Here is a 23,148-nt window from a genome sequence, read left to right as displayed (position 1 = left end):
GAATATGGACGCTCCGAGCATGGCCAATGACGCGGTCACCCCCGACATCCGCTTCCTGCTGCTACCCCTGCCGGAGTTCGCCCTGCTGCCGTTCGGTGGCTTCCTCGACAAGCTGCGCTTCACCGCGGATGACGAGGACTACAGCCGTCAGCGCTACTGCTCCTGGACAATCCTCGGCCTCGAACCGGGGTACGTGGTGTCGAGCAGCGGCGCGGCCGTTCAGGTGGAGGCAACGGTCGCGGATATCCGCTTCGTCGATTACGACTACCTTGTGGTGTTCGGTGGACGCAGTGCCCGTGCCACGGAGGCGCTCGCCCCACGCTACAAGCGGCTGTTGCGTACAGCGGCCGGACAGGGCGTGAAGCTGGTCAGCATCGACAATGCCAGTTTCCTCCTGGCTGCCTGCGGGCTCCTTACCAGCCACCGGGTAGCGCTCCACTGGCGCCATGTCGCGGAGTTTCGCGCGTCCTATCCGCGTATCCAGGTGCAGAGCGAGCAGCTCTACTGCTTTGACCGTGACCGTATTTCCTGTGCCGGCGGCACGGCCGCCATCGACGTGGCGGTGGAGCTGTTGGCGCAGGCGTGTGGGCGAGTCAGGGCGCTGAAGGGGTTGGCCGACATGTTGGTGGACGAGTCGCGCAGCAGCCAGCACCCGCTGCGTTCGCTGGACGCCGATGGCGCTCGTGGCCGGCATGTCGACCGCGCCGTCGCGTTGATGCGCCACCTGATGGCGTCAGACCGCACAGCGGAACAATTGGCCGAACTGGTGGGTGTCAGCCGCCGGCAGCTGGATCGCCTGTTCATCGCCAGCCAAGGCATGACAGCGAAGGAGTATTGGAACGAGATGCGGCTCCAGCACGTGAAGTGGCGCCTACTCAATTCCAGCCACAGCCTGGCTGTGATCGCCGACGAAATAGGCGTCGCGGACACCAGCTACCTTGGGAAGATTTTCCGCAAGCGATTCGGTGAAACGCCGGTAGCCGTCCGCAAGGACGCCAGGAACGTTCCCGCCCGCGACCGCTAGTCGAAGGCGTACTCCAGGTTCACCCCCGCATACCAGCTGCGCCCGGCGCCGGGTTCATAGAAGCGCTCGTTGCTTTCGCCGATGATCACCGAGCCGATGTAGTCGCGGTCAAACAGGTTATCCACACGCAGGGTCTGGCTGAAGGTCCAGGGGCGCAGCTTCTGCTCGAAGCGCAGGTACCAGTTGGCCAGGGCGTAGCCCGGCGCGGCGCGGGCCTGGTTGCTGTCTTCCACCTCCACGCTGCTGCGCAGCTGGCCTTCGAGGCCGGTGCTTATACCCGGTTTCGGTGTCCAGGCCAGGGTGGTGAAGAGGTTGTGCTCGGCGATGCCGGGCATGCGCCGGCTCGACGGAATCAGCTCGCCCGCGCTGACGAAGGCCTTGCTGTACCTGGCGTCCAGCCAGGTGTAGGCCAGCTCTACCCGCCAGTCCTGGCCCAGGGGCTGCTCCAGGTTGACCTCCAGGCCCCGGCGGCGGGTTTGCGCGGCATTCTGGAACTGGGTGCGGCCGCCGATGGAGGAGGCCACCACCAGTTCGTCTTCGGTAACGATGTGGAACAGCGCTGCGTTGAGATTGCCGTTGCCTGGCAGCAGGGCCTTGGCGCCCAGCTCGTACTGCTCGCTGGTGGCAGGCTTGAGGTCGAACCCGAAGCTGGCATCGGGGCCGGAGTAGGAAAGCTCGTTCAGGGTGGGTGTCTCAAAGCCCCGGGCCCAACTGGTGTAGAGGTTCAGCTGCGGGGTCAGGGCGTAGGTCACACCCAGGCTGGGTGTGGTCTTGCGGTAGGTGACGCTGCCGCTGTCGTCGCCGTTGGCCAGGTAGTGGTCGTCCACCTCGAACTCCACTTCGTTGTGGCGCAGTCCACCCAGCACCTTGAAGTCGCCGTATTCCCAGGAAAGCTGCAGGTAGGGCGAGGTGCTGGTCACGTCATCCCGCTCATCACGGCGTAGCGCACCTTTCACGCCCAGGGTGTCGCCAACGAAGTTCTCGTAGCCCTGGCGGTCGTCACTGGACTGGTCGTAGCCGACGCCGGCCGTGGCGGTGAAGCGGCCCACATCGGTGTCGAAGGGCTGTATCCAACGGCTGCCGATGCCCTGGTAATCCCGTTTGAAGTCGATCACCCCGCCCGAGAGGCGCGGGTTGGCCTGCACCGCCACGGGGATCGACTGGAACTGGATCACCCGCCGCGTGCCGGTGTAGAGCGTGGTCTGCCAGGTGGCCTCGCCAAACGAGCGCTCGTAGTTGAGGCCGCCCTGGCGCTGGTCCACCGTCTTGCGGGTGTTGAACAGGAGGGTGTTGGCCGACACCGAACGCGGGTCCTGGCGGTAGGCCTCCCAGGTCAGGCCCTGCGGGTCCTGGGTGCCGTTCTGGTTGAGGTCGTTGTAGATCAGCGCCAGCTTGCTGTCGGCGTCGGGGCGCAGGGTCAGCTTGCCGAATGTCTTGTCGACGATGGCCGCGCTGTGGTCGCGATAACCGTCAGTCTCGAAATGGGAGCGGTTGAAGATGAAGCCGGCGCGAGCGTCGCCGCCCTCGGCTGTAAGCCTTTCCCGCTGGGTGCCCCAGGCGCCCAGGATGGCGCCGCCGGACAGGCGCGGCGGACCTTCGCCGTCACGGGAGAAGAGCTGCACCACGCCGCCGGAGTTGCTGCCGTAAGTCGTGGCGAAGGGGCCGCGCAGCACTTCCATATGGTCCAGCACATCCAGGTCGAAGCTGGAGGTCTGGCCCTGGCCGTCCGGGGTGCTGGCCGGGATACCGTCGCTGAGCAACTTGATTCCGCGTACTCCGAACGCCGAGCGGGCACCGAAGCCGCGCGAGGAAAGCTGCGCCTCCTGGGCATAGTTCTGGCGGTTCTGGATGGCCAGGCCGGGCACACCCGACAGCTGCTCGGACAGGTTGATGCCCGGCTGCGCCCGTTCCACCGGGTCCACCCGGTCCACCGAGAACGGCAGGTCGAAGGCCGGTGCCCGGTAGCGGCTGCCGCTGATGACCAGCGCGGGTGCTTCCATGGGTTGTGGATCGGCTGCGGCCAATTGCTCGCTTGCCAGCAGGCAGAGCAGGGCAATGTAGCGAGGAAAGAGCGCGCGATCAGTCATGGGTTGCTTCGAGGCTTGTTGGCGTTCTCTGCTGGTTGGCAAAGGTAGCACCCAGGGGCGATGCCCGTGGCGTCGCCGCGTGCTCAAGGGCAGAATGCCCGGATTCCACCACAGCCCAAGGTCCCGGCCGTGCCCCATCCCGCCTCCCAGAACCCGTGCCATGCTCAGCGCTGAGCTCAAGGCCTTCTACATGGTCGCTCGACTGGGCAGCATCACCCAGGCGGCGAAGAAGCTCGGCCTCAGCCAGCCCACGGTGACCACCCAGATCCGCAACCTGGAAGGCCAGTACGGCGTCGAGCTGTTCCATCGCGGTGGCCGTCGCCTGACCGTGAGCGAGGAGGGTGCGCGGTTGCTGCCCATGGTCAAGGTGCTGCTGCAGCAGGAAGCCGATATCGAGTTCTTCCTGCGCAACTGCGGGCAGATGCAGGGCACCCTGCGCATCGGCGCCACCGCGCCTTACTACATCCTCGATCTGGTGCGGGCCTTCCGCGAGCGTTTTCCGCAGACCGACGTGTCCCTGGAGATTGGCAACTCCCAGCAGGTGATCGAAGCCCTGGAGGAGTACCGCGTCGACCTCGCCGCCTCTTCGCAACGTCTCGACGACGCCCGCCTCACCCGCATCGTCCTCGGCAGCGACCCGCTGGTGCTCGCCGTGCACCGCGAACACCCCCTGGCCAAGCGCAAATCCGTGGAGCTGCAAGACCTCAAGGGCCATTGCCTGCTGATGCGCGAACCCGGCTCCACCACCCGCCAGCTCACCGAGACCATGCTCAAGGACGCCGGTATCGCAGTGGGCCCGCTGCTGGAAATCGGCAGCCGCGAATCCATCCGCGAGGCGGTGATCCGCAACCTCGGCATCAGCATCATCGCCCGCCACGAAGTGCCGGATAACCCGGAACTGCGGGTGATCGAACTCAAGGGCGCGCCGCTGATCGACGAATACCTCTACTGCCTCAAGGAGCGTCGCCAGGCGCGCCTACCGGCGGCGTTCCTGGCGCTGGCGCTGCCCCTGTAGGCGCGAATGAATTCGCGCCTGCCAGCGCCGAAGTTCCGTAGCCCGGATGAAATCCGGGGGTGGTCCGCACGGCCCCCGCGCCCATCCGCTAGCGCTTGAGCGCGGCCAGGACGTGCTCCGGGTCGTTGCTGATGGCGCGGAGCAGGGCGCGCGCGGGGCCTTCCGGGGTACGGCGTCCCTGTTCCCAGTTGCGCAGGGTGCCGACCGCCACGTCGATGGTCTCGGCAAAGCGCGCTTGCGACAGCCCGGTCAGGCGGCGAATCCCACGCACCTTCACGGCATCGACGTGGAACTCGCGCGAGGGCTGGCGCTCGCCGCGACGGATCTCATCCATCTGGGTGACGCTTTCGAGCAGTTCGTCGAACAGGTGCTTGTCCATGGTTACCTCCAGTTCTCGATCACCTGGCGCAACGCCTTCTTCTGGTCGCTGCTCAGGTCTTCCTGTTCACCCTTCGGGTAGGCCAGCAGGAAGGCTATTTGTGAGGCGGATACAAAGTGGTAGTAGATGACCCGGCCGCCGCCTCGCTTGCCTTGTCCTTTTGCCGCGACCCTGATATTGCGCAGGCCGCCCGTGCCCTGTATCAGGTCGCCCGCTTCCGGGTTCATGATCAGTTGTAGCTGAAGTTCCTTGTACTGATCGTCATCGAGCAAGGCCGTGATCTGGCGGGTGAATACCGGGGTTTCGATGAATATCAACCTGGTTCATCGTGCGTCATTGGCGTAGCCAGATGGTAGGTGAACGCCTATCTATGGACAAGCCCGAGGCGACGCAACGTCGCCCAACGCGAAACAGGCTTCGTCCCACATCCCAAATCCGCCAATGCCACTATCGGCATCTTTGCGCCAACCGCCATCTGACGTTCGCATTGCTTCCCTAGCATCACCCTCGTCGAGTCGTGCACCCGTGCACGCCAACCGCTCAGCGAGGTACCGCAATGTCTCAATCCGACCAGCACGCCACCCATATGCGGGTGCGCGATATCCACAAGCGCTTCGGCCACTTCACCGCCCTGGGTGGGGTGAGCCTGGATATCGCCGAGGGCGAGCTGGTGTGCCTGCTGGGGCCCTCCGGTTGTGGCAAGACCACCTTGCTGCGCTGCATCGCCGGCCTGGAGCAGCAGGACAGCGGCAGCCTGCACATCGGTGCGCGCGACATTTCGCGCCTGCCGCCCCAGGCCCGTGACTACGGCATCCTGTTCCAGTCCTATGCGCTGTTCCCCAACCTGACGGTGGAGCAGAACATCGCCTACGGCCTGGCCGGCAGCAGCCGTGAGCAGGCGCGCCTGCGCGTGGCGGAGATGCTGGAACTGGTGGGTCTTTCCGGCAGCGAGAAGAAGTATCCCGGGCAGCTCTCCGGCGGTCAGCAGCAGCGCGTGGCCCTGGCCCGCGCGCTGGCGCCGAAGCCTTCGCTGCTGCTCCTGGACGAACCCATGTCTGCGCTGGACGCCCGCGTCCGCGAGCACCTGTGCACCGAGCTGCGCCAGCTGCAGAAGCAGCTCGGCATCACCACCCTCATGGTGACGCACAACCAGGACGAGGCCATGCTGATGGCCGACCGCATCGCAGTGATGAACCAGGGCCGCGTGGAGCAGTACGGCACCCCGCAGGAGATCTATCGCCAGCCGGCCACGCCCTTCGTCGCCGAGTTCGTCGGCCAGGGCAACTGGCTGCCCTTCGACTCGCGCCGGGACGGCCACGTCCGCGTCGGCGGCCTCGACCTGCGCCTGCCGGAAAGCGCCGCGAGCGCTGCCAGCGGCCGCCTGTTCTGCCGCCCGGAAGCGGTCGCCATCAATCCTTCCGAGCAGCAGGACAACCGCTTCCGCGCCCAGGTGCGGGAGATCACCTTCCTCGGCAACCGCTGCCGCATGAGCTTCGAACTGGAACAGCTGCCGGGCCATGCACTGCTGGCCGAGCTGGACCCTTCGATCCTCCCGCGCCTGGGCACCCCGGATATCTGGGTCGCCCTGCCGTCCCGCAGCCTGCAGGTGTTCGCCTGAGATGGATGCCGTGATGACGCAGGACAAGTCCCTGGCCAAGGGCGCGCCGCGCGCCGACCTGGGCGACCGCTTCTTCGTGCAGGGCGGCAAGTATCTGTTCCTCGGTCTGCTGACCCTGGCCGTGCTGCTGCCGCTGCTGGCGATCTTCTGGCGCGGCTTCAGCGGTGAAGCAGGGCAGGGCGGCGGCCTGGCAGCGGCCAGGGAACTGCTGGCCAGCGCCAACTTCCACTGGCTGCTGGGCAATAGCCTGAAGGTGTCCTTGAGCGTCGCCGCCATCGTGGTGCCGACCGCCTACCTCTTCGCCTATGCCCTGCAGCGCACGCTGATCCCGGCCAAGGGCCTGTGGCGGGGGATTTCCCTGCTGCCGTTGCTGGCGCCCTCGATGCTGCCGGGCATCGCGCTGATCTACCTGTTCGGCAACCAGGGCCTGCTGCGCGGCTGGCTGCCGGAGAATATCTACGGCTTCTGGGGCATAGTGCTGGGCGAAGCCATCTACACCTTCCCCCATGCGCTGATGGTGCTGCTTTCTGCGCTGGCGATGGCCGATGCGCGTTTGTTCGACGCCGCCGCCAGCATGGGCGCCGGCCCCTGGAAGGCCTTCCGCAGCATCACCTGGCCGGCCACCCGCCAGGCCGCCTTCGCCGCCTTCTGCCTGGTCTTTACCCTGACCATCACCGACTTCGGCGTGCCCGTGGTCGTGGGGGGCGACTACCAGGTGCTGGCGCTGGAGGCCTACAAGGCCGTGGTGGGCCAGCAGCAGTTCGGCCGTGGCGCGCTGATCGGCATGGTGTTGCTGCTGCCGGCGCTGCTCAGCTTCGGCGTGGATGCCTGGCTGCGCCGTCGCCAGGGAGAGGCCATGAGCGGCCGCGCCCAGGTCTTCCATCCGGCGCCGTCGAAGGTGCGCGATGCCTGCTTCCTGGCCCTGGTGCTGGTGGTCTGCGCGATCCTTCTGCTGGTGCTGGGCATGGCGGTGTATTCGTCGCTGGTGAAGTTCTGGCCCTACAACCTGTCGCTGTCCCTGCGCCATTACGCCTTCGAGGAAACCGCCGGCGGCGGCTGGCTGGCCTACCGCAACAGTCTGACCCTCGCCACCTGCACGGCTCTCTTCGGCAGCGCGCTGATCTTCACCGGCGCCTACCTGATGGAGAAGACCCGCGGCCAGCGCTGGCTGACCCAGGCCTTGCGCCTGCTCAGCTTCGTGCCCATGGCGGTTCCCGGCCTGGTGCTGGGCCTCGGCTACGTCTTCTTCTTCAACCTGCCGGGTAATCCGCTGCACGCGCTCTACGGCAGCATGACCCTGCTGGTGATCTGCTCCATCGCGCACTTCCTCACGACTGCGCAGATGACCGCCACCACTGCCCTGCGCCAGCTGGACGGCGAGTTCGAGGCCGCGGCGTTGTCGCTCAAGGCTCCGCTCTGGCGCCACTACCTGAAGGTGACCGTGCCGATCTGCCTGCCGGCGCTGCTGGATATCGTCCGCTACCTGTTCGTCTCGGCCATGACCACGGTGTCCGCCGCCATCTTCCTCTACAGCCCGGACAGCATCCTCGCCGCCGTCGCCGTGCTGAACATGGACGACGCCGGCAACGTCGGCGGCGCGGCCGCCATGTCCACCCTGATCCTGCTCACCTCCGCCGCCGTATCCCTGCTGCTGGCCGGGGCCTCGCGCGGCCTGCTGCGCCGCTCCCAGGCCTGGCGCACCCACTGAACAACCACAAACCGCAAGCCAACCCCGACAAGGAGCTTTCCATGTTCAAACGCCTCGCCCTCGCCGCTGCCGCAGTGGCCGGCTTCAGCCTCCAGGCCCACGCCGCCTCCGAGCTGACCGTCTACACCGCCCTGGAAGCCGAACAGCTGTCGGCCTACAAGAAAGCCTTCGAAGCGCAGAACCCGGACATCGAGATCAAGTGGGTGCGCGACTCCACCGGCATCATCACCGCCAAGCTGCTGGCCGAGAAAGACAGCCCGCAGGCCGACGCCGTCTGGGGCCTGGCGGCTTCCAGCCTGGCCATCCTCGACCAGCAAGGCATGCTGGAGAAGTACGCGCCCAAGCACCTGGAGACCATCGGCGCCAACTACCGTGACGCCGCCAACCCGCCGGCCTGGGTAGGCATGGACGTGTGGGCCGCCACCATCTGCTTCAACACCGTGGAGGCGGAGAAGCAGGGCCTGGCCAAGCCCGGCAGCTGGGAAGACCTGACCAAGCCTGAATACAAGGGCAAGATCGTGATGCCGAACCCGGCCTCTTCCGGCACCGGCTTCCTCGACGTCAGCGCCTGGCTGCAGACCTTCGGCGAGAAGCAGGGCTGGGCCTTCATGGATGGCCTGCACCAGAACATCGGCCAGTACGTTCATTCCGGCTCCAAGCCGTGCAAGCTGGCTGCCGCCGGCGAGTTCCCCATCGGCATCTCCTTCGAATACCCGGCTGTGCAACTGAAGCGCCAGGGCGCTCCGTTGGACATCGTCCTGCCGAAGGAAGGCCTGGGCTGGGAAATCGAAGCCACCGGCATCGTCAAGGGCACCGATCAGATGGACGCAGCGAAGAAGCTCGCCGACTTCTCCGCCAGCCCGGCGGCCATGGAGCTGTACAAGGAAAACTTCGCCGTGCTCGCCGCCCCCGGCATCGCCAAGCCGCAGACCGAACTGCCGGCCGACTACGAGCAGCGCCTGATCAAGAACGACTTCGCCTGGGCCTCGCAGAACCGCGACCAGATCCTCGCCGAATGGCGCAAGCGCTACGACGGCAAGTCCGAGAAGCTGCCGCAGCAGTGAGGCGCGAGGCCGACAGCTCCCTCTCCCCAACCCTCTCCCTGAAGGGAGAGGGAGCTGATCGGTGCAACGATTAACATGGGTTCGCGCCGGGACTTCTGGAGCGAATCCGGATTGCTTTCCGGATGAACGCGTCGTCCGCCCCGCGCTGGGGCGACCCCCTCTCCCTTCAGGGAGAGGGCGGGGGAGAGGGGACGTGACACCAGGAGAACTCCATGCCCCTGCAAGACACCGATATCGCCATAGTCGGCGCCGGCATCCTCGGCCTTTCCCACGCCTACGCCGCCGCCCGGCGCGGCCTGCGCGTCAGCGTCTTCGAACGTAGCGCGACGCCCCTGGGCGCCTCTGTGCGCAACTTCGGCCAGGCCCTGGTCACCGGCCAGCCGCCGGGCCCCATGCATGCCCTGGCCCGTGACAGCCGTCACATCTGGGCCCGCTGGGCCGAGGTCGCTGGGTTCCACCTGCGCAGCAACGGCTCCCTGCTGTTCGCCCGTACCCGCGCCGAGGAAGAACTGCTCGAAGCCTTCTGCGAAGTACGCGCGCCGGAGCATGGCTATTGCGTGGAACTGCTGCGTGGTGAGCGCCTGCACGACCTCTACCGGGGCCAGTTCAGCCATCACCGCGCCGCGTTGCTGGGGCTGGACGACCAGCAGCTCTATTCCCGCGAAGCCATCCCCGCGCTGGTGGAATACCTGCGCCGTGAGCATGGCGTCGAGTTCCATTTCTCCACCCTGGTGCGCGATGTCGAGCCGGGGGTTATCCACAGCACCAAGGGCAGTTGCCGGGCGGAGCAGATAGTGGTCTGCGCCGGCCACGACTACCAGACATTGCTGGCCGAGCAGATTGCCCCGCTGCAGCCCCAGGTCTGTCGCCTGCAGATGCTGCGGGTGCGCCCGGAACGCGACTTCGGCCTGAACCAGGCGGTGCTCACTGGTTTGAGCTGCGTGCACTACGGCGCCTTCGCCGACCTGCCGGAGGCCGAGGCCATCCGCGAGCAGATCCAGAACCAGCAGCCAGAACTGGAGGAGCACGGCATCCACCTGCTGGTCAGCCCGACGCCCTATGGCGAGCTGATCATCGGCGACTCCCACCACTACGGCAGCGACGCCTCGCCCTTCAATGCCGAGGCGATTGACGACATCCTCCTGGACCTGGCCGAACACACCCTGGGCACCCGCCTGCAGGTGGTCGAGCGCTGGCAGGGCGTCTACGGCGCCCGTGGGCCGGGACCCTTCTCGGTGCTCAAGGCGGCGCCGGGGGTGACCGCCGTGCTGATGCACAGCGGCGTGGGCATGAGCGTGGGCCCGGCGCTGGGTGAGCGGACCATGGCGGGGTTGCTGGCCTGATCTCCCTGCAAGGTTGAACGGAACCTTGTGGGGGCGATTTCAATCGCTATGCGGGCCGAAGGACCGCCCTTCGGTCCAGTAGGGGGCAGCTTTGCTGCCCTTGGCGAATGAATTCGCCCCCACAGAAGAGCGGTCCAGCCCGTAGCCCGCATGCAATCCGGAATTCACGGTTGGGTCGGCCATGCTTTTGTGGGGGCGATTTCAATCGCTGAGCAGGCCGAAGGCTTGCCCTACGAGGTCCATGGGGCAGCTACGCTGCCCTTGGCGAATGAATTCGCCCCCACAGAAAAGCCAACCGTCTGGCCTGCAACTCAATCCAACCGCTTGTGCACCCGCATCACAGCGATGGTCAGCATCACCAGGGTGAACACCACCAGCACCACCAACTCCAGCCAGAGGTCCGCCAGCCCGGCACCGCGCAGCATGATGCCGCGGGCCAGGCGCAGGAAGTGGGTCAGCGGCAGCACCTCGGCTATCCACTGCGCCGCCTTGGGCATGCCGGCGAAGGGGAACATGAAGCCGGACAGCAGGATCTGCGGCAGGAAGGTGAAAAAGGCCATCTGCATCGCCTGGAACTGGCTGCGCGCCAGGGTGGAGATGAACACCCCCAGGGTCAGGCTGGCGAAGATGAACACCAGGGACGCGCCGTAGAGTTCCAGCAGCGAGCCGCGCACCGGCACCTCGAACAGCCAGAGGCCCACCAGCAGGATCACCGTTACCTGCACCAGGCCGATGCCGACGAAGGGCAGCACCTTGCCCAGGGTCAGTTCCCAGGGGGACAGCGGCGTGGTGATCAGCAGTTCCATGTTGCCGCGCTCGCGTTCGCGTACCAGGGCGATGGCGGTGAACAGCACCATGGTCATGGTGAGGATCACGCCGATCAGCCCCGGCACCGTGTTCAGCGGCGCCAGGCGTTCGGGGTTGTAGAAGTTCACCACCTGCACGCCGGTGAGGCTGGGCCAGCCGGGCAGGGGATAGGCCGCCAGTTGGCGGGCGGAGGCCTGCACCACCTGGTCGGAGCCGTCCACCACCAGCTGCAGCGGTGGGCGGTCGCGTTCCTGCAGGCGTGCCTCGAAGTCCGGCGGCACCACCAGGGCGGCGCTGATGCTGCCTTCGCGCAGCAGCTTGTCGAGCTGCTGCGGGGTGGCCAGGTGGTAGCGGAAGTCCAGCACCTGGCTGGCGCCGAGCTCCGCCACCACCTCGCGGGAGCGCGCGGTGTCGGCCTGGTCCAGCACGGCCGCGTGCAGGCCGCGCACGTCCATGTTGATGGCGTAGCCGAAGAGCACCAGCTGCATGATGGGGATGCCGACGATCATGGCGAAGGTCAGGCGGTCGCGGCGCAGCTGGCGCAGTTCCTTGTGGACGATGGCCCCCAGGCGGCGCAGGTTCATGATGGCGCTCCAGCCCGTTCGAGCGGGCGGTGGGTGACGGCGACGAAGACGTCCTCGAGGTTGGCCTCGGTGTCCCTCACTTCGGCTTCTATGCCCTGGTCGGCCAGGCGCCGGGCGATGCGTTCGCGGGCATCGCTGACGGCGCTGAGCACCCGTAGCGAGGCGCCGATCTGGGCCATGGCGATGACTTCCTCGGCGCCCTGCAGGGCGCGCTGGGCCTGGCGCGGCTGGGCGCACTCCACGAGCAGCGGGCGGCCGGGCAGGGCGGCCATCAGGTCGGCGGGGCTGCCGTCGGCCACTAGCCGGCCGGCGTCGAGGATGCCGAGGCGGGTGCAGCGTTCCGCCTCGTCCATGTAGTGGGTCGAGACCAGCAGCGTGGTGCCGGCTTCGGCCAGCTCGAACAGCGAGTCCCAGAATTCCCGGCGCGACTGCGGGTCCACGGCGCTGGTGGGTTCGTCCAGCAGCAGCAGGTCGGGCTTGTGCAGCACGGCGCCGGCCAGCGCCAGGCGCTGCTTCTGGCCGCCGCTCATGGTTCCGGCCAGCTGCTTGCGGCGGTCGGCCAGCCAGTAGCGCTCCAGCAACTCCTCGATGCGCTGGCGCGCCTCGCGGCGGTCCATGTCCTGGACAGTGGCGAGGAATTCCAGGTTCTCGTACACCGTCAGGTCTTCGTAGAGGGAGAACTTCTGGGTCATGTAGCCGATGCGCCGCTTCAGGGCTTCGGCGTCGCGGGGGATCTGGCAGCCGAGTACCTCGATTTCGCCGGCGCTGGGCAGCAGCAGGCCACAGAGCATGCGGATGGTGGTGGACTTGCCGCTGCCGTTGGGGCCAAGGAAGCCGAACACCTCGGCGCGGTCGACGTGCAGGTCCAGCCCGTCAACGGCGGTGAGCTGGCCGAAGCGCTTGGTCAGGTGGCTTGCGCGGATCACCGCTTCATTGCTGTTCATGGCTCACTCGCTCCGCCTGCACCGGCAGGCCGGCGGGCAACTGGCGCGCGGCCTCGCCCTGCAGCACCAGTTCGGCGCGGTAGACCAGGCGGCTGGCGTCTTCGCCGGTGAGGGCGAAGTAGGGGGTGAAGCTGGACTCGCTGGCGATGCTGCGCACGGTCGCATCGAAGGGCTCGGGCACGCCTTCCACCTTCACTTTAAGCGCGTCGCCAATGGCGATCTGCGGGCGGACCGAAGCCGGCACATAGACCCTTGCATAGGGCGCCTCACCCACCAGCAGGCTGACCAGTTCGGCGTTCAGCGGCGGCTGGTCTCCGGGCTTGAAGGGCAGGGCGTCGACCCGTCCGGCGCGGGGCGCGCGCAGGCTGAGGTGCTCGCGGGTGACCCGCAGCTGCGCCAGCCGGCCCTGGGCGGCCTGGAGCAAGGCGGTGGCCTGCTCGATTTGTTCCGGGCGGGTGCCGTTGGTGAGTTCGCGCAACTGGGCGTCGGCATTGCTCACGGCGGCGCGTGCCTGGTCGCGGGCGGCGCGGGCACGGTCCAGTTCGGCAATGGCGACCTGGCGCCGCTGGTACAGCGCAGAAATGCGCTGGAAGGTGCGCTCGGCATCAGTGAGTTCGGCGCGGTTGCGGTTGAGGGTGGCGCGGGCGGCGTCCATGGTTTCGCTGCGCGCGCCGGCGCTCAGTTCCTCCAACCTGGCCTTGGCCTGGCCGACATCGCCGCGGGCCTCTTCGAGGCGGGCATCGAGACGGCGCGGGTCCAGTTCCAGCAGCAACTGGCCGGCCTCCACCCGGTCGCCCTCGGCCACGCGCCAGGCGAGGATGGTTTCCGAGGCTTCGGCGGGCAGGCCGATGCGGTCCCATTCCAGGGTGCCGAGCAGCGGCTCGCGGGCCGGGTCTTCGCAGCCGCCAAGCAGGGTGAATACCAGCAGGCAGGGCAGCAGCCTGTTCATTGCTTTACCTCCAGGCCGCGTTCCAGCAGGGCCAGTATGTGCTTGACCATGGCTTCGTCACCGATTTCCGGGCTGGTGAAGATGCCGCGCCAGAGCGGGCCGGCGGCGTAGGGCAGCATCACCATGCCGACCAGCGAGACCACCAGCAGGCGCGGATCGATATCGGGGTTCATACGGCCGCCGGCCTGGGCCGCGGCGAAGCGCTGGGCCATCAGGATGGGCACCATGGGGGCGAAGCGGGTGGGCAGCAGTTCGCGCAGGGCGCCGCCTTCGCAGAGCACTTCGCGCACCCAGAGTGGCGGCAGCCAGGGGTTGCGGCTGAGGTTGGCGCTCATGCCGCGAACGAAGGCAGTGACCAACTCCAATGGGTCGTCGCCCACCTGTTGCAGGCGCTCGGCCATGCCCTGGAACAGTGGCAGCAGGCGCTCTTCCACCAGGGCGTCAACCAAGCGTTCCTTGTTGCCGAAGTAGTAATTGACCAGGGCTGGCGTCACCCCGGCCTGCTGGGCGATGCCGCGCAGGCTGGCGGCGTGGATGCCGATATGGGCGAAGGCGTCGGTGGCGGCGTCCAGCAGGCGTTCGCGCTGGGCCTGGGAATCGCCTGTGGGTCGGCCGGGGGAGCGGCTGCGGGTCACGGGATAGTCTCCGGACAGTGAAGATGGATTTATTTAAATATTCATTTAATTAATTAGCAACGAGCAACCGACGAACGTAAGAATCCCCTCTGGACGAAAACAGTTAGCCAGCTAATAATAAGTTTTGCGTATGGCTTGCCGATTCCGGCGGGCTATCTTCAATCTGGATCATCCTTGGACCTTGCCCGTGCGCGACACCCTGCGTGCCTTCCTGGCGCCCGATATTCCGGCGCTGCAATTCGTCATCAAGACCCTGCTGGGCGGTGGCCTGGCGCTCTGGTGCGCCTTCCGCTTCGGCCTGGAACAGCCGCAATGGGCGTTGATGACCGCCTTCATCGTCGCCCAGCCGCTATCAGGCATGGTGGTGCAGAAGGGCTTGGCGCGGTTGCTCGGCACCCTGGTGGGGACGGCCATGTCGGTCGTCATCATGGGACTCTTCGCCCAGACGCCCTGGCTCTTCCTATTGGCGCTGGCCACCTGGCTGGGTATCTGCACCGCCGCCTCGACGCTGATGCGCAGTGCCTGGTCCTATTCCTTCGTGCTGGCCGGTTACACCGTGGCCATCATCGGCCTGCCGGCGATCGCTCATCCGCTGACGGTGTTCGACCAGGCCGTGGCGCGCTGTACGGAAATCTGCCTCGGCATCCTCTGCGCCACCCTGACCAGCGCTCTGCTCTGGCCGCAACGGGTGGAGCGCCAGCTTGCGCGTCAGGCGCGGGACGCCTGGCAATGCGGCATTCAGGCGGCGCTCTCGGCGCTGAAGGGCGAACGCCAGGAGCGCCAAGGCCTGCTCGGCGTGCTGGGGCGCATCGTGGCGGTGGACGCCCAGCGCGAGCACGCCTGGTTCGAGGGCAACCGCGGGCGCCAGCGTGCCATGGCCTTGCGTGTGCTCAGTCAGGACCTGCTCAGCCTGTTGCGCCTGGCCCGCGGCGTGGCGCGGCAATGGCGCCAGCTGAGCGAAACGGAGGCCGCACGGCTGCGGTCCTGCCTGGAGGAGGTGGAGCAGGCCCTGGCCGAGCCCGACGTGCCGCGCCTGGACGAGCTGCGCGACCGCTTGCTGCTCGCCTCCGAGGATGAGGACCTCTCGACCATCCAGCAGTACTGCCTGGGCCGCATGGCGGTGCTGATGCGCCAGGCTGCATCGGCGGTGGGCTCGATGCACGCGGTGGAACGGGGCGAGGCGCCGCCTGACGCGCCGCCATCGCTATCCACCCACCGCGACCTGCAGACCGCGACCATCTATGGCCTGCGCAGCGCCCTGGCCTTTCTCGGCCTCTCGGCCTTCTGGCTGGCCACTGGCTGGACCTCGGCAGTCGGCGCCCTGACCCTCACCTGCGTGATCTGCAGTCTGTTCGCCAGCCGCGAGAACGCCGAGCAGATCGGCTTCTTTTTCTTGCGCGGCATCCTCTACGCGCTGCCAGTGGCGTTCTTCGTCGGCCAGGTGTTGCTGCCCCAGCTCAGTGGCTTCGCCATGCTCTGCCTGGCCCTCGGCGTGCCGCTGTTCTTCGGCGCCTTGGGGATGGCCAAGCCAGCGCTGGGGGCCACGGCCACGTCGTTCTGCCTGCATTTCATCGTGCTCTGTGCGCCGCAGAACATCATGCGCTTCGATGTCGGCCTGTTCTTCAACGAGGCCATCTCCATGCTGCTGGGGGTGGGTTTCGCGGTGTTGTCTTTCCGTCTTATCAAGCTGCGCAACCCGGTCTGGCATGGTCGTCGCCTGCTCAAGGCGACCCTGGCCGACCTGGCGCGCCTGACCGGCGTGGCCCTGGCGGGCGCGGAAAACTGGTTCGGCGGGCGCATGGCCGACCGCCTGCTGCAGCTTGCGCGGCTTTACCCGGTGTTGCCGGAACAGAGCCGCAGCCGCTGGGACGACGGCGTCGCCAGCCTCGACCTGGGCGACGAACTGTTGCACCTGCGACGCTGCCTGGCGGCCGCCGACAAGCCCTTGGGGGCATCGGAGCAGCGCTTCCTCCGGCACCTCGAGCGCATCCTGCTGCAAGGTCCCGCGCCCGGCCGCGCCGAGGCCCTGGATGAACCTGCCGGGGAACTGCTGGCCGCCCTGCGCGCCGCAGGCAGCAGTATCGATCGCCGCCTGGCCCAGGCGGCCCTGTTGCAGTTGCAGCAGAGCTGGCGGCAATGGTGTGAACAACAGGAGGCGAGCCATGGGCTTGCGTGAATGGTCCCTGGGCGGTGTGCTGCTCAGCCCCTTTCTGATCTACGCAGTGCTGGCTTTGCTGGTGACCGGCGTATTGCGCTTCGGCCTGGCCCGGATTGGCGCGACCCGCTGGATCTGGCATGAAGCGCTGTTCGATTCTGCTTTGTATGTCTGTGTGCTGGCCGCGCTGGTAGCGCTGACCGGGCAGTGGTGAAGGAGAGAGAAATGCGTTCCATGTTGCGTGTGCTGGTAACCCTCGCCCTGGTCGTGGCGGCACTGGTGTCCGGCTATTGGCTCTGGCAGCACTACATGCTTGCCCCCTGGACCCGTGATGCGCGGGTGCGTGCCGATGTGGTGGTGATTTCGCCGGATGTGTCCGGCTGGGTAATGGACCTCAAGGTTCAGGACAACCAGCAGGTGAAGACTGGCGACCTGCTGCTGTCCGTCGACCGTGAGCGCTACCAGGCGGCGCTGGAAAAGGCACGCGCCGTGGCCGATACCCGTCAGCATCAATTGCGCCTGCATGAGCACGAAGCCTCTCGCCGCGCCCACCTGGGGACGCAGGCCATTAGTGAAGAGCTGCGGGAGAACGCCCTGATCACCGCTGAGGTTGCCCGCGCCGAGTTCCGCGAGGCCCAAGCCGAACTCAAGGTGGCCGAGCTGAACCTGGCCCGCAGCGAATTGCGCGCGCCGCGCAGTGGCCAGGTCACCAACCTTCGTCTCGCCCAGGGCAACTACGTGAGTGCCGGCCAGCCGGTAATGGCGCTGGTGGACGATGGCTCCTTCTACGTACAGGCCTACTTCGAGGAAACCAAGCTGCCGCGCATCAAGGTGGGCGCGCCGGTGAAGGTCTGGCTGATGAGCGCCGGCGAGCCGCTGTCGGGCAAGGTCGAAAGCATCAGCCGCGGTATCACCGACCGCAACGCCAGCCCGGATACCCAGTTGCTGGCCAATGTCGAACCCACTTTCAACTGGGTGCGCCTGGCCCAGCGGATTCCGGTGCGGATCAAGCTGGACAAGGTGCCGGATGACGTGCAGTTGAGCGCGGGGATGACGGCGAGTGTGACGGTGGGGGAGTAGGAGCGATTTCAATCGCGAAGGGCAGCACCGCTACCCGTTTCCTCCAGTCGCGCAGGACGGCCCTTCGGCCCGATTCGCGAATGAATTCGCTCCCACAAGGTCGTGACAGCCCAACGAAAAAGCCCGGATTCGATCCGGGCTTTTTTCATTTCCAGCAAACGTCAGCCGATGGTGATCGGTGGCAGCTCCGGCAGTTCCACCGACAGCTGCTGCTTGGGTGCCAGCACTTCGGCTTCGCCATCCACCACTTGTTCAGTGTTCTGGTTGAACACGCGGGTGGCGATGCGCACGCGATTCTTCGGCAGTTTCTCGAGGATTTCCAGTTCCACGGTCAGGCTGTCGCCCAGTTTCACCGGCCGGGTGAACTTGAGCTGCTGGCCGAGGTAGATGCTGCCCGGGCCGGGCATTTCGCAGGCGATGGCGGCGCTGATCAGGGCGCCGGTGAACATGCCGTGGGCGATGCGCTCCTTGAACATGGTGCCGGCGGCGTACTCGGCGTCCAGGTGCACCGGGTTGCGGTCGCCGGAGACGGCGGCGAACAGCTGGATGTGGCGCTCTTCGACGGTGGTGGAGAAGGTGGCTTTCTGGCCGACTTCCAGGGCGTCGTAGGTGAAGTTGGTTACCTGGCTCATGCGGTCTCCTTGGCTTGCGGTTGATGGTGTCGACTGTGGGCAAGGGCCTGCTCCAGCCAGTCGATCAGGTCTTGGGTCACCTCGTCTCGGTTGCTCTCGTTGAGCAGCTCGTGGCGGGCGTCGGGGTAGAGGTTCAGTTGCACGTCCCTGATGCCGGCCAGGCGCAGGGCCTTGGCCAGTTGCTGCAGGCGCCGGCCTTCGCTGACCGGGTCGCGCTCGCCGCCGATCACCAGCAGCGGCAGGTCGGGGTCGATCTGCGCCAGGTGTTTCGGCGAGGTGATGTTCTGAAGCCCGCCGAGCAGGTCGAGCCACAACTGGTTGGTGCAGCGGAAGCCGCAGAGCGGGTCGTCCACGTACTTGTCCACTTCCTGCGGGTCGCGGCTCAGCCAGTCGAAGGCCGTGCGGTTGGGCTTGAAGGTCTTGTTGAAGGAGCCGAAGGAGAGGAACTCGATCAGCGCGCTGCGGCCCTCCTTGCCCTGGCGCCAGCGTTCGAAGCGGGCCACCAGCCTGGCCATCCGGTACAGCGCCACCGGCTGATAGTTGGAGCCGGAGAGGATGGCGCCTTGCAGGCTGCAACTGTGATGCATCAGGTAGGCCTGGCCGATGTAGCTGCCCATGCTGTGGCCCAGGAGGAAGATGGGGGCACGGGGATGCTGCTGGCGGATATGGTGGTTGAGGCTGGCGAGGTCGCCGACCACCTTGCTCCAGCCGTCCTCCGCGGCGTACTGGCCGAGGGTGCCGTGCTCCGCGCTGCGCCCGTGGCCGCGCTGATCAAGGGCGTAAAGCTCGAATCCGGCAGCGACCAGGGCCTCGCCCAGGCGGGCATAGCGGCCACTGTGCTCGGCCATGCCGTGGGACAGCATGATCACCGCGCGCGGCGGGCTATCGCCGGACCAGTGGTTGACGTACAGGGGCACTGCATCGCTGGAGTCGAGCCAGAAAGCATCGTGGCGCATAGCGGATCCTTTGCCAGGGGCGTGGGCGCATTGTGCACAGGCGGTCGCATGACGCAAAGCATCCAATGGTGACCGGCCGGTTCCATGAAGTGCAACACTTGAGCGGCAAGATTCACGCGGTCAATGACGCCCGCTGGAGTATTTGCGCCCTGCCAGGGAGCTGCTAAGTTCCGGGCAGCCCCGCAGCGCGGGCCAGACATTTTCAGGGCTAAGAGGACAAGAACAAATGCAACCTGATTTCTGGAGCGACAAACGCCCGGCCGGCGTGCCCAACCATATCGATCTGGCCGCCTACAAGTCGGTGATCGAGGTGTTCGAGCGGTCCTGCAAGAAATTCGCCGACCGCCCGGCCTTCAGCAACCTGGGCGTGACCCTGACCTATGCCGAGCTGGACCGCCAGTCCGCCGCCTTCGCCGCCTACCTGCAGAAAAACACCGACCTCAAACCCGGCGACCGCATCGCCGTGCAGATGCCCAATGTCCTGCAATACCCCATCGCCGTGTTCGGCGCCCTGCGTGCCGGGCTGATCGTGGTCAACACCAACCCCCTCTACACCCCCCGCGAGATGCGTCACCAGTTCAAGGACGCCGGGGTACGTGCGCTGGTCTACATCAACCTGTTCGGCAAGCTGGTCGAAGAGGTGCTGCCCGACACCGAGATCGAGTACCTGATCGAGGCGCGCATGGGCGACATGCTGCCGAGCCTCAAGGGCTGGCTGGTGAACACCCTGGTGAAGAAGGTGAAGAAGATGGTCCCCGACTTCCACCTGCCCCAGGCGGTGCCCTTCAAGGAGGCGCTGAAGCAGGGCCAGGGCCATGCGCTGAAGCCGGTCCGGGTGGGCCTGGACGACATCGCCGTGCTGCAGTACACCGGCGGCACCACCGGGGTGGCCAAGGGCGCCATGCTGACCCACGGCAACCTGGTGGCCAACATGCAGCAGGTGGATGCCTGCCTGTCGCAGCAGGGGCCGGACGGCGCGCCGCTGATGAAGCAGGGCCAGGAGATCATGATCGCGCCGCTGCCGCTGTACCACATCTATGCCTTCACCGCGAACTGCATGTGCATGATGGTCAACGGCAACCACAACATCCTCATCACCAACCCGCGGGATATCGGCGGCTTCATCAAGGAGCTGAAGAAGTGGCGCTTCTCCGCGCTGCTGGGGCTTAACACCCTGTTCGTCGCGCTGATGGACCACCCCGAGTTCAAGAGCCTCGACTTCTCCAACCTCAAGGTCACCAATTCCGGCGGCACTGCCCTGGTCAAGGCCACGGCCGAGCGCTGGCAATCCATGACCGGCTGCTCGGTGGTGGAAGGCTATGGCCTGACCGAGACTTCGCCCGTGGCCAGCACCAACCCCTACGGCAGCCAGGCGCGCCTGGGCAGCGTGGGCATCCCGGTGCCGGGCACCGCCTTCAAGACCATCGACGACAACGGCAACGAACTGCCGCTGGGCGAGCGTGGCGAGCTCTGCATCAAGGGTCCGCAGGTGATGAAGGGTTACTGGCAGCGCCCCGAGGCGACCGCCGAGGTGCTGGATGCCGACGGCTGGCTGAAGACCGGCGATATCGCGGTGATCGACCCGGATGGCTATGTGCGCATCGTCGACCGCAAGAAGGACCTGATCATAGTGTCCGGCTTCAACGTCTACCCGAACGAGATCGAGGACGTGGTCATGGCGCATCCCAAGGTGGCCAGCTGCGCGGCCATCGGCGTGCCCGACGACAAGTCCGGCGAAGCGGTGAAGCTCTTCGTGGTGGCCCGCGAGGGTGGCGTCAGCGTCGAGGAGCTGAAGGCCTACTGCAAGGAAAACTTCACCGGCTACAAGGTGCCCAAGCACATCGTGCTGAAGGACGCCCTGCCGATGACCCCGGTGGGCAAGATCCTCCGTCGCGAGCTGCGCGACTTCGCCTGATACGAAAGGGCGGGGCGGGCGATCCGTCCTGCCCCGCTTCATCCGTTCCGCTTCCTCGAGCCCCGTGCCCAATCCGCGTCACGCTTCCCTCAGTACCCGTGAAAGCCCCGTATTCCGCGGATTGCCGGTGGATTAGAGCTGGAACTCCAAAAATGACCTGATTGTCGGGGTCTAGTCATTTTTGTGACTGGCTAGGGCAGGTTTGGTGCTGGTGGCCCTTTGGCAAAGCTGCTACTCTCGGCGCGTTTTTTTGCCCGGACGGGCGCACAATCGCACAGAACACAACAAATAACTGTCCTCGAGGACAGTGAAAATCAGCTGTTGCTTAGGAGTGGGCTTCCATGACCGAAAACTTCTGGAAGGACAAGTATCCAGCGGGCGTACCTGCCGAGATCAATGCCGATCAGTACCCCAATGTCCAGGCGGTACTGAAGCAGTCCTGCCAACGCTTTGCCGACAAGCCTGCATTCAGCAACCTGGGCAAGACCCTCACCTACGGTGAGCTCTATGAACTGTCCGGTGCCTTCGCCGCCTACCTGCAGAACCACACCGACCTCAAGCCCGGCGACCGCATCGCCGTGCAGTTGCCGAACATCCTGCAATACCCGGTGGTCGTGTTCGGCGCCATCCGCGCCGGCATGGTGGTGGTCAACACCAACCCGCTGTACACCGCGCGGGAGATGGAGCACCAATTCAACGACGCCGGCGCCAAGGCGCTGGTCTGCCTGGCCAACATGGCCCACCTGGCCGAGGACGTGCTGCCGAAGACCGGTGTCAAGCACGTCATAGTCACTGAAGTGGGCGACCTGCTGCCGGCCTTCAAGCGCATCCTGGTCAATGCCGTGATCAAGCATGTGAAGAAGATGGTGCCGCCCTTCAAGCTGCCCCAGGCGGTCAAGCTCAACGACGCCCTGGCCAAGGGTCGTGGCCGCGCCGTAGCCGAAGCCAGCCCGTCGAGCGGCGACATCGCCGTGTTGCAGTACACCGGCGGCACCACGGGCGTGGCCAAGGGCGCGATGCTGACCCACCGCAACCTGGTGGCCAACATGCTCCAGGTCAAGGCGCTGATGGGGGCCAACATGAGTGAGGGCAGCGAGATCCTCATCGCCCCGCTGCCGCTCTATCACATCTACGCTTTTACCTTCCATTGCATGGCGATGATGCTGATCGGCGGCCACAACATCCTGATCAGCAACCCGCGCGATCTGCCGGCCATGACCAAGGAGCTGGCGCAGTGGAAGTTCACCGGCTTCGTCGGCCTGAACACCCTGTTCGTGGCGCTGTGCAACAACCAGGATTTCCGCAACCTGGACTTCTCCTCGCTGAAGGCCACCTTCTCCGGCGGCATGGCCTTGCAACAGGCCGCGGCCGAGCGCTGGGAAGAGGTCACCGGCTGCGCCATCTGCGAAGGCTACGGCATGACCGAGACCAGCCCGGTGGTGTCGGTGAACACCTTCGAGAACAACCAGATCGGCACCATCGGTATCCCGGTTCCGTCCACCCAGTGCAAGGTGGTGGACGACGCCGGCAATGATGTCGGGCGGGGCGCCCCGGGCGAACTCTGCGTCAAGGGTCCCCAGGTCATGAAGGGCTACTGGCAACGCCAGGAGGCTACCGACGAAATCCTCGACGCCGACGGCTGGCTGAAGACCGGCGACATCGCGGTGATCCAGGACGACGGCTTCATGCGCATCGTCGATCGCAAGAAAGACATGATCCTGGTGTCCGGCTTCAACGTGTACCCGAACGAGCTGGAAGACGTACTGGTGACCCTGCCAGGCGTGCTGCAGTGCGCCGCCATCGGCGTGCCGGACGAGAAATCCGGCGAGGCGATCAAGATGTTCGTGGTGGCCAAGCCCGGCGTCAGCCTGACCAAGGAGCAGGTGATGGAGCACATGCGCAGCAACGTCACCGGCTACAAGGTGCCCCGCGCCATCGAGTTCCGCGACAGCCTGCCGACCACCAACGTCGGCAAGATCCTGCGCCGCGAACTGCGTGACGAAGAGCTGAAGAAGCTCAACGCGAAGAAGGAGCAGGTCAAGGCCTGATCCCGCTCCCGCCACGCAAGGCCCCGCAAACGCGGGGCCTTGTCGTTTCGGGGGGAAATTGTGGGAGCGAATTCATTCGCGAAAAGGATGATGCAGCACTTTCGATGCGGTGAGGTAGGGCAAGCCTGCGGCTTGCATCGCGATTGAAATCGCTCCCACAAGTCCGTGGCCCCAATTGCTGTGCAGGGGCGAATGAATTCGCCCC

The 23,148-nt window shown here is 66.2% G+C and carries 20 protein-coding genes; 11 read left to right on the top strand and 9 right to left on the bottom strand.

What is annotated here, in order from left to right; translation table 11 throughout:
* The first annotated feature begins 19 nt into the window (after positions 1-19).
* A complete protein-coding gene (locus tag E8F11_RS24905; RefSeq protein ID WP_280291593.1) occupies positions 20-1,024 on the top strand; it encodes a helix-turn-helix domain-containing protein in 1,005 nt (334 codons plus the stop codon).
* Here E8F11_RS24905 and E8F11_RS24900 read toward each other — a convergent pair.
* Complete coding sequence (locus tag E8F11_RS24900) at positions 1,021-3,111, bottom strand: TonB-dependent receptor (RefSeq protein WP_348529792.1); 2,091 nt, start codon at positions 3,109-3,111, stop codon at positions 1,021-1,023. The two genes, E8F11_RS24905 and E8F11_RS24900, sit on opposite strands and share 4 nt — an antisense overlap.
* 160 nt (positions 3,112-3,271) lie before the next feature.
* Between E8F11_RS24900 and E8F11_RS24895 the strand changes: the two genes are divergently transcribed.
* Positions 3,272-4,126: a LysR family transcriptional regulator gene (locus E8F11_RS24895; protein WP_280291592.1), complete on the top strand. Its 855-nt coding sequence runs from the start codon at positions 3,272-3,274 to the stop codon at positions 4,124-4,126.
* 88 nt (positions 4,127-4,214) lie between these two features.
* Here the strand turns inward: E8F11_RS24895 and E8F11_RS24890 are convergent, their stop codons facing one another.
* Together E8F11_RS24890 and E8F11_RS24885 are read right to left on the bottom strand one after the other, a co-directional pair.
* On the bottom strand, positions 4,215-4,505 hold the full coding sequence (locus E8F11_RS24890; protein ID WP_280291591.1) for a helix-turn-helix domain-containing protein: 291 nt from the start codon (positions 4,503-4,505) through the stop codon (positions 4,215-4,217).
* 2 nt (positions 4,506-4,507) lie between these two features.
* Positions 4,508-4,822, bottom strand: a complete 315-nt coding sequence (locus E8F11_RS24885; protein WP_280291590.1) for a type II toxin-antitoxin system RelE/ParE family toxin — start codon at positions 4,820-4,822, stop codon at positions 4,508-4,510.
* 239 nt (positions 4,823-5,061) lie between these two features.
* On the opposite strand from E8F11_RS24885, the gene E8F11_RS24880 reads away from it, so the two are divergent.
* The 4 genes from E8F11_RS24880 (at position 5,062) to E8F11_RS24865 (ending at position 10,238) form a co-directional block, all read left to right on the top strand.
* Complete coding sequence (locus E8F11_RS24880; protein WP_280291589.1) at positions 5,062-6,123, top strand: putative 2-aminoethylphosphonate ABC transporter ATP-binding protein; 1,062 nt, start codon at positions 5,062-5,064, stop codon at positions 6,121-6,123.
* Between the two features lies 1 nt (position 6,124).
* The gene (locus tag E8F11_RS24875; protein ID WP_280291588.1) at positions 6,125-7,831 is read left to right on the top strand and encodes a putative 2-aminoethylphosphonate ABC transporter permease subunit; all 1,707 of its coding nucleotides are present in this window, start codon (positions 6,125-6,127) and stop codon (positions 7,829-7,831) included.
* 41 nt (positions 7,832-7,872) lie between these two features.
* On the top strand, positions 7,873-8,895 hold the full coding sequence (locus tag E8F11_RS24870) for a putative 2-aminoethylphosphonate ABC transporter substrate-binding protein (RefSeq protein WP_280291587.1): 1,023 nt from the start codon (positions 7,873-7,875) through the stop codon (positions 8,893-8,895).
* Positions 8,896-9,107: 212 nt separating this feature from the next.
* Positions 9,108-10,238 (top strand): TIGR03364 family FAD-dependent oxidoreductase, encoded by a 1,131-nt coding sequence (locus E8F11_RS24865; RefSeq protein ID WP_280291586.1) that lies wholly within the window; start codon positions 9,108-9,110, stop codon positions 10,236-10,238.
* A 311-nt stretch (positions 10,239-10,549) separates the two neighbouring features.
* Here the strand turns inward: E8F11_RS24865 and E8F11_RS24860 are convergent, their stop codons facing one another.
* From E8F11_RS24860 to E8F11_RS24845, 4 genes are read right to left on the bottom strand one after another with little or no spacing between them, the layout of a single operon-like run.
* On the bottom strand, positions 10,550-11,629 hold the full coding sequence (locus E8F11_RS24860) for an ABC transporter permease (protein WP_280291585.1): 1,080 nt from the start codon (positions 11,627-11,629) through the stop codon (positions 10,550-10,552).
* Positions 11,626-12,573 (bottom strand): ABC transporter ATP-binding protein, encoded by a 948-nt coding sequence (locus E8F11_RS24855; protein WP_280291584.1) that lies wholly within the window; start codon positions 12,571-12,573, stop codon positions 11,626-11,628. Before E8F11_RS24855 ends, E8F11_RS24860 begins: the two co-directional genes overlap by 4 nt.
* On the bottom strand, positions 12,560-13,522 hold the full coding sequence (locus tag E8F11_RS24850; RefSeq protein WP_280291583.1) for a biotin/lipoyl-binding protein: 963 nt from the start codon (positions 13,520-13,522) through the stop codon (positions 12,560-12,562). Before E8F11_RS24850 ends, E8F11_RS24855 begins: the two co-directional genes overlap by 14 nt.
* A complete protein-coding gene (locus tag E8F11_RS24845) occupies positions 13,519-14,157 on the bottom strand; it encodes a TetR/AcrR family transcriptional regulator (protein WP_280291582.1) in 639 nt (212 codons plus the stop codon). The genes E8F11_RS24850 and E8F11_RS24845 overlap by 4 nt, the downstream gene beginning before the upstream one ends.
* 187 nt (positions 14,158-14,344) lie before the next feature.
* Here E8F11_RS24845 and E8F11_RS24840 point away from each other — a divergent pair, with 187 nt between their 5' ends.
* From E8F11_RS24840 to E8F11_RS24830, 3 genes are read left to right on the top strand one after another with little or no spacing between them, the layout of a single operon-like run.
* Positions 14,345-16,333: an FUSC family protein gene (locus tag E8F11_RS24840; protein ID WP_280291581.1), complete on the top strand. Its 1,989-nt coding sequence runs from the start codon at positions 14,345-14,347 to the stop codon at positions 16,331-16,333.
* Positions 16,320-16,526 (top strand): DUF1656 domain-containing protein, encoded by a 207-nt coding sequence (locus E8F11_RS24835; RefSeq protein ID WP_280291580.1) that lies wholly within the window; start codon positions 16,320-16,322, stop codon positions 16,524-16,526. The genes E8F11_RS24840 and E8F11_RS24835 overlap by 14 nt, the downstream gene beginning before the upstream one ends.
* Positions 16,527-16,537: 11 nt before the next feature.
* Positions 16,538-17,392 (top strand): HlyD family secretion protein, encoded by an 855-nt coding sequence (locus tag E8F11_RS24830; RefSeq protein ID WP_280291579.1) that lies wholly within the window; start codon positions 16,538-16,540, stop codon positions 17,390-17,392.
* Positions 17,393-17,553: 161 nt separating this feature from the next.
* Here the strand turns inward: E8F11_RS24830 and E8F11_RS24825 are convergent, their stop codons facing one another.
* Positions 17,554-18,024: a MaoC family dehydratase gene (locus E8F11_RS24825; protein ID WP_280291578.1), complete on the bottom strand. Its 471-nt coding sequence runs from the start codon at positions 18,022-18,024 to the stop codon at positions 17,554-17,556.
* The gene (locus tag E8F11_RS24820; protein ID WP_280291577.1) at positions 18,021-18,980 is read right to left on the bottom strand and encodes an alpha/beta hydrolase; all 960 of its coding nucleotides are present in this window, start codon (positions 18,978-18,980) and stop codon (positions 18,021-18,023) included. Before E8F11_RS24820 ends, E8F11_RS24825 begins: the two co-directional genes overlap by 4 nt.
* A gap of 226 nt (positions 18,981-19,206) precedes the next feature.
* On the opposite strand from E8F11_RS24820, the gene fadD2 reads away from it, so the two are divergent.
* The gene (fadD2, locus tag E8F11_RS24815) at positions 19,207-20,895 is read left to right on the top strand and encodes a long-chain-fatty-acid--CoA ligase FadD2 (RefSeq protein WP_280291576.1); all 1,689 of its coding nucleotides are present in this window, start codon (positions 19,207-19,209) and stop codon (positions 20,893-20,895) included.
* 341 nt (positions 20,896-21,236) lie between these two features.
* Positions 21,237-22,943, top strand: coding sequence for a long-chain-fatty-acid--CoA ligase FadD1 (gene fadD1, locus E8F11_RS24810; RefSeq protein WP_280291575.1), 1,707 nt, complete (start codon positions 21,237-21,239; stop codon positions 22,941-22,943).
* Positions 22,944-23,148 lie beyond the last annotated feature (205 nt).

Source organism: Pseudomonas sp. BN417, from assembly GCF_029871205.1.
In the GTDB taxonomy this organism is placed as follows: Bacteria; Pseudomonadota; Gammaproteobacteria; order Pseudomonadales; family Pseudomonadaceae; genus Metapseudomonas.
The sequence above is the reverse complement of the archived record's forward strand: the minus strand, read 5'-3'. Positions and strand labels throughout refer to the sequence as shown.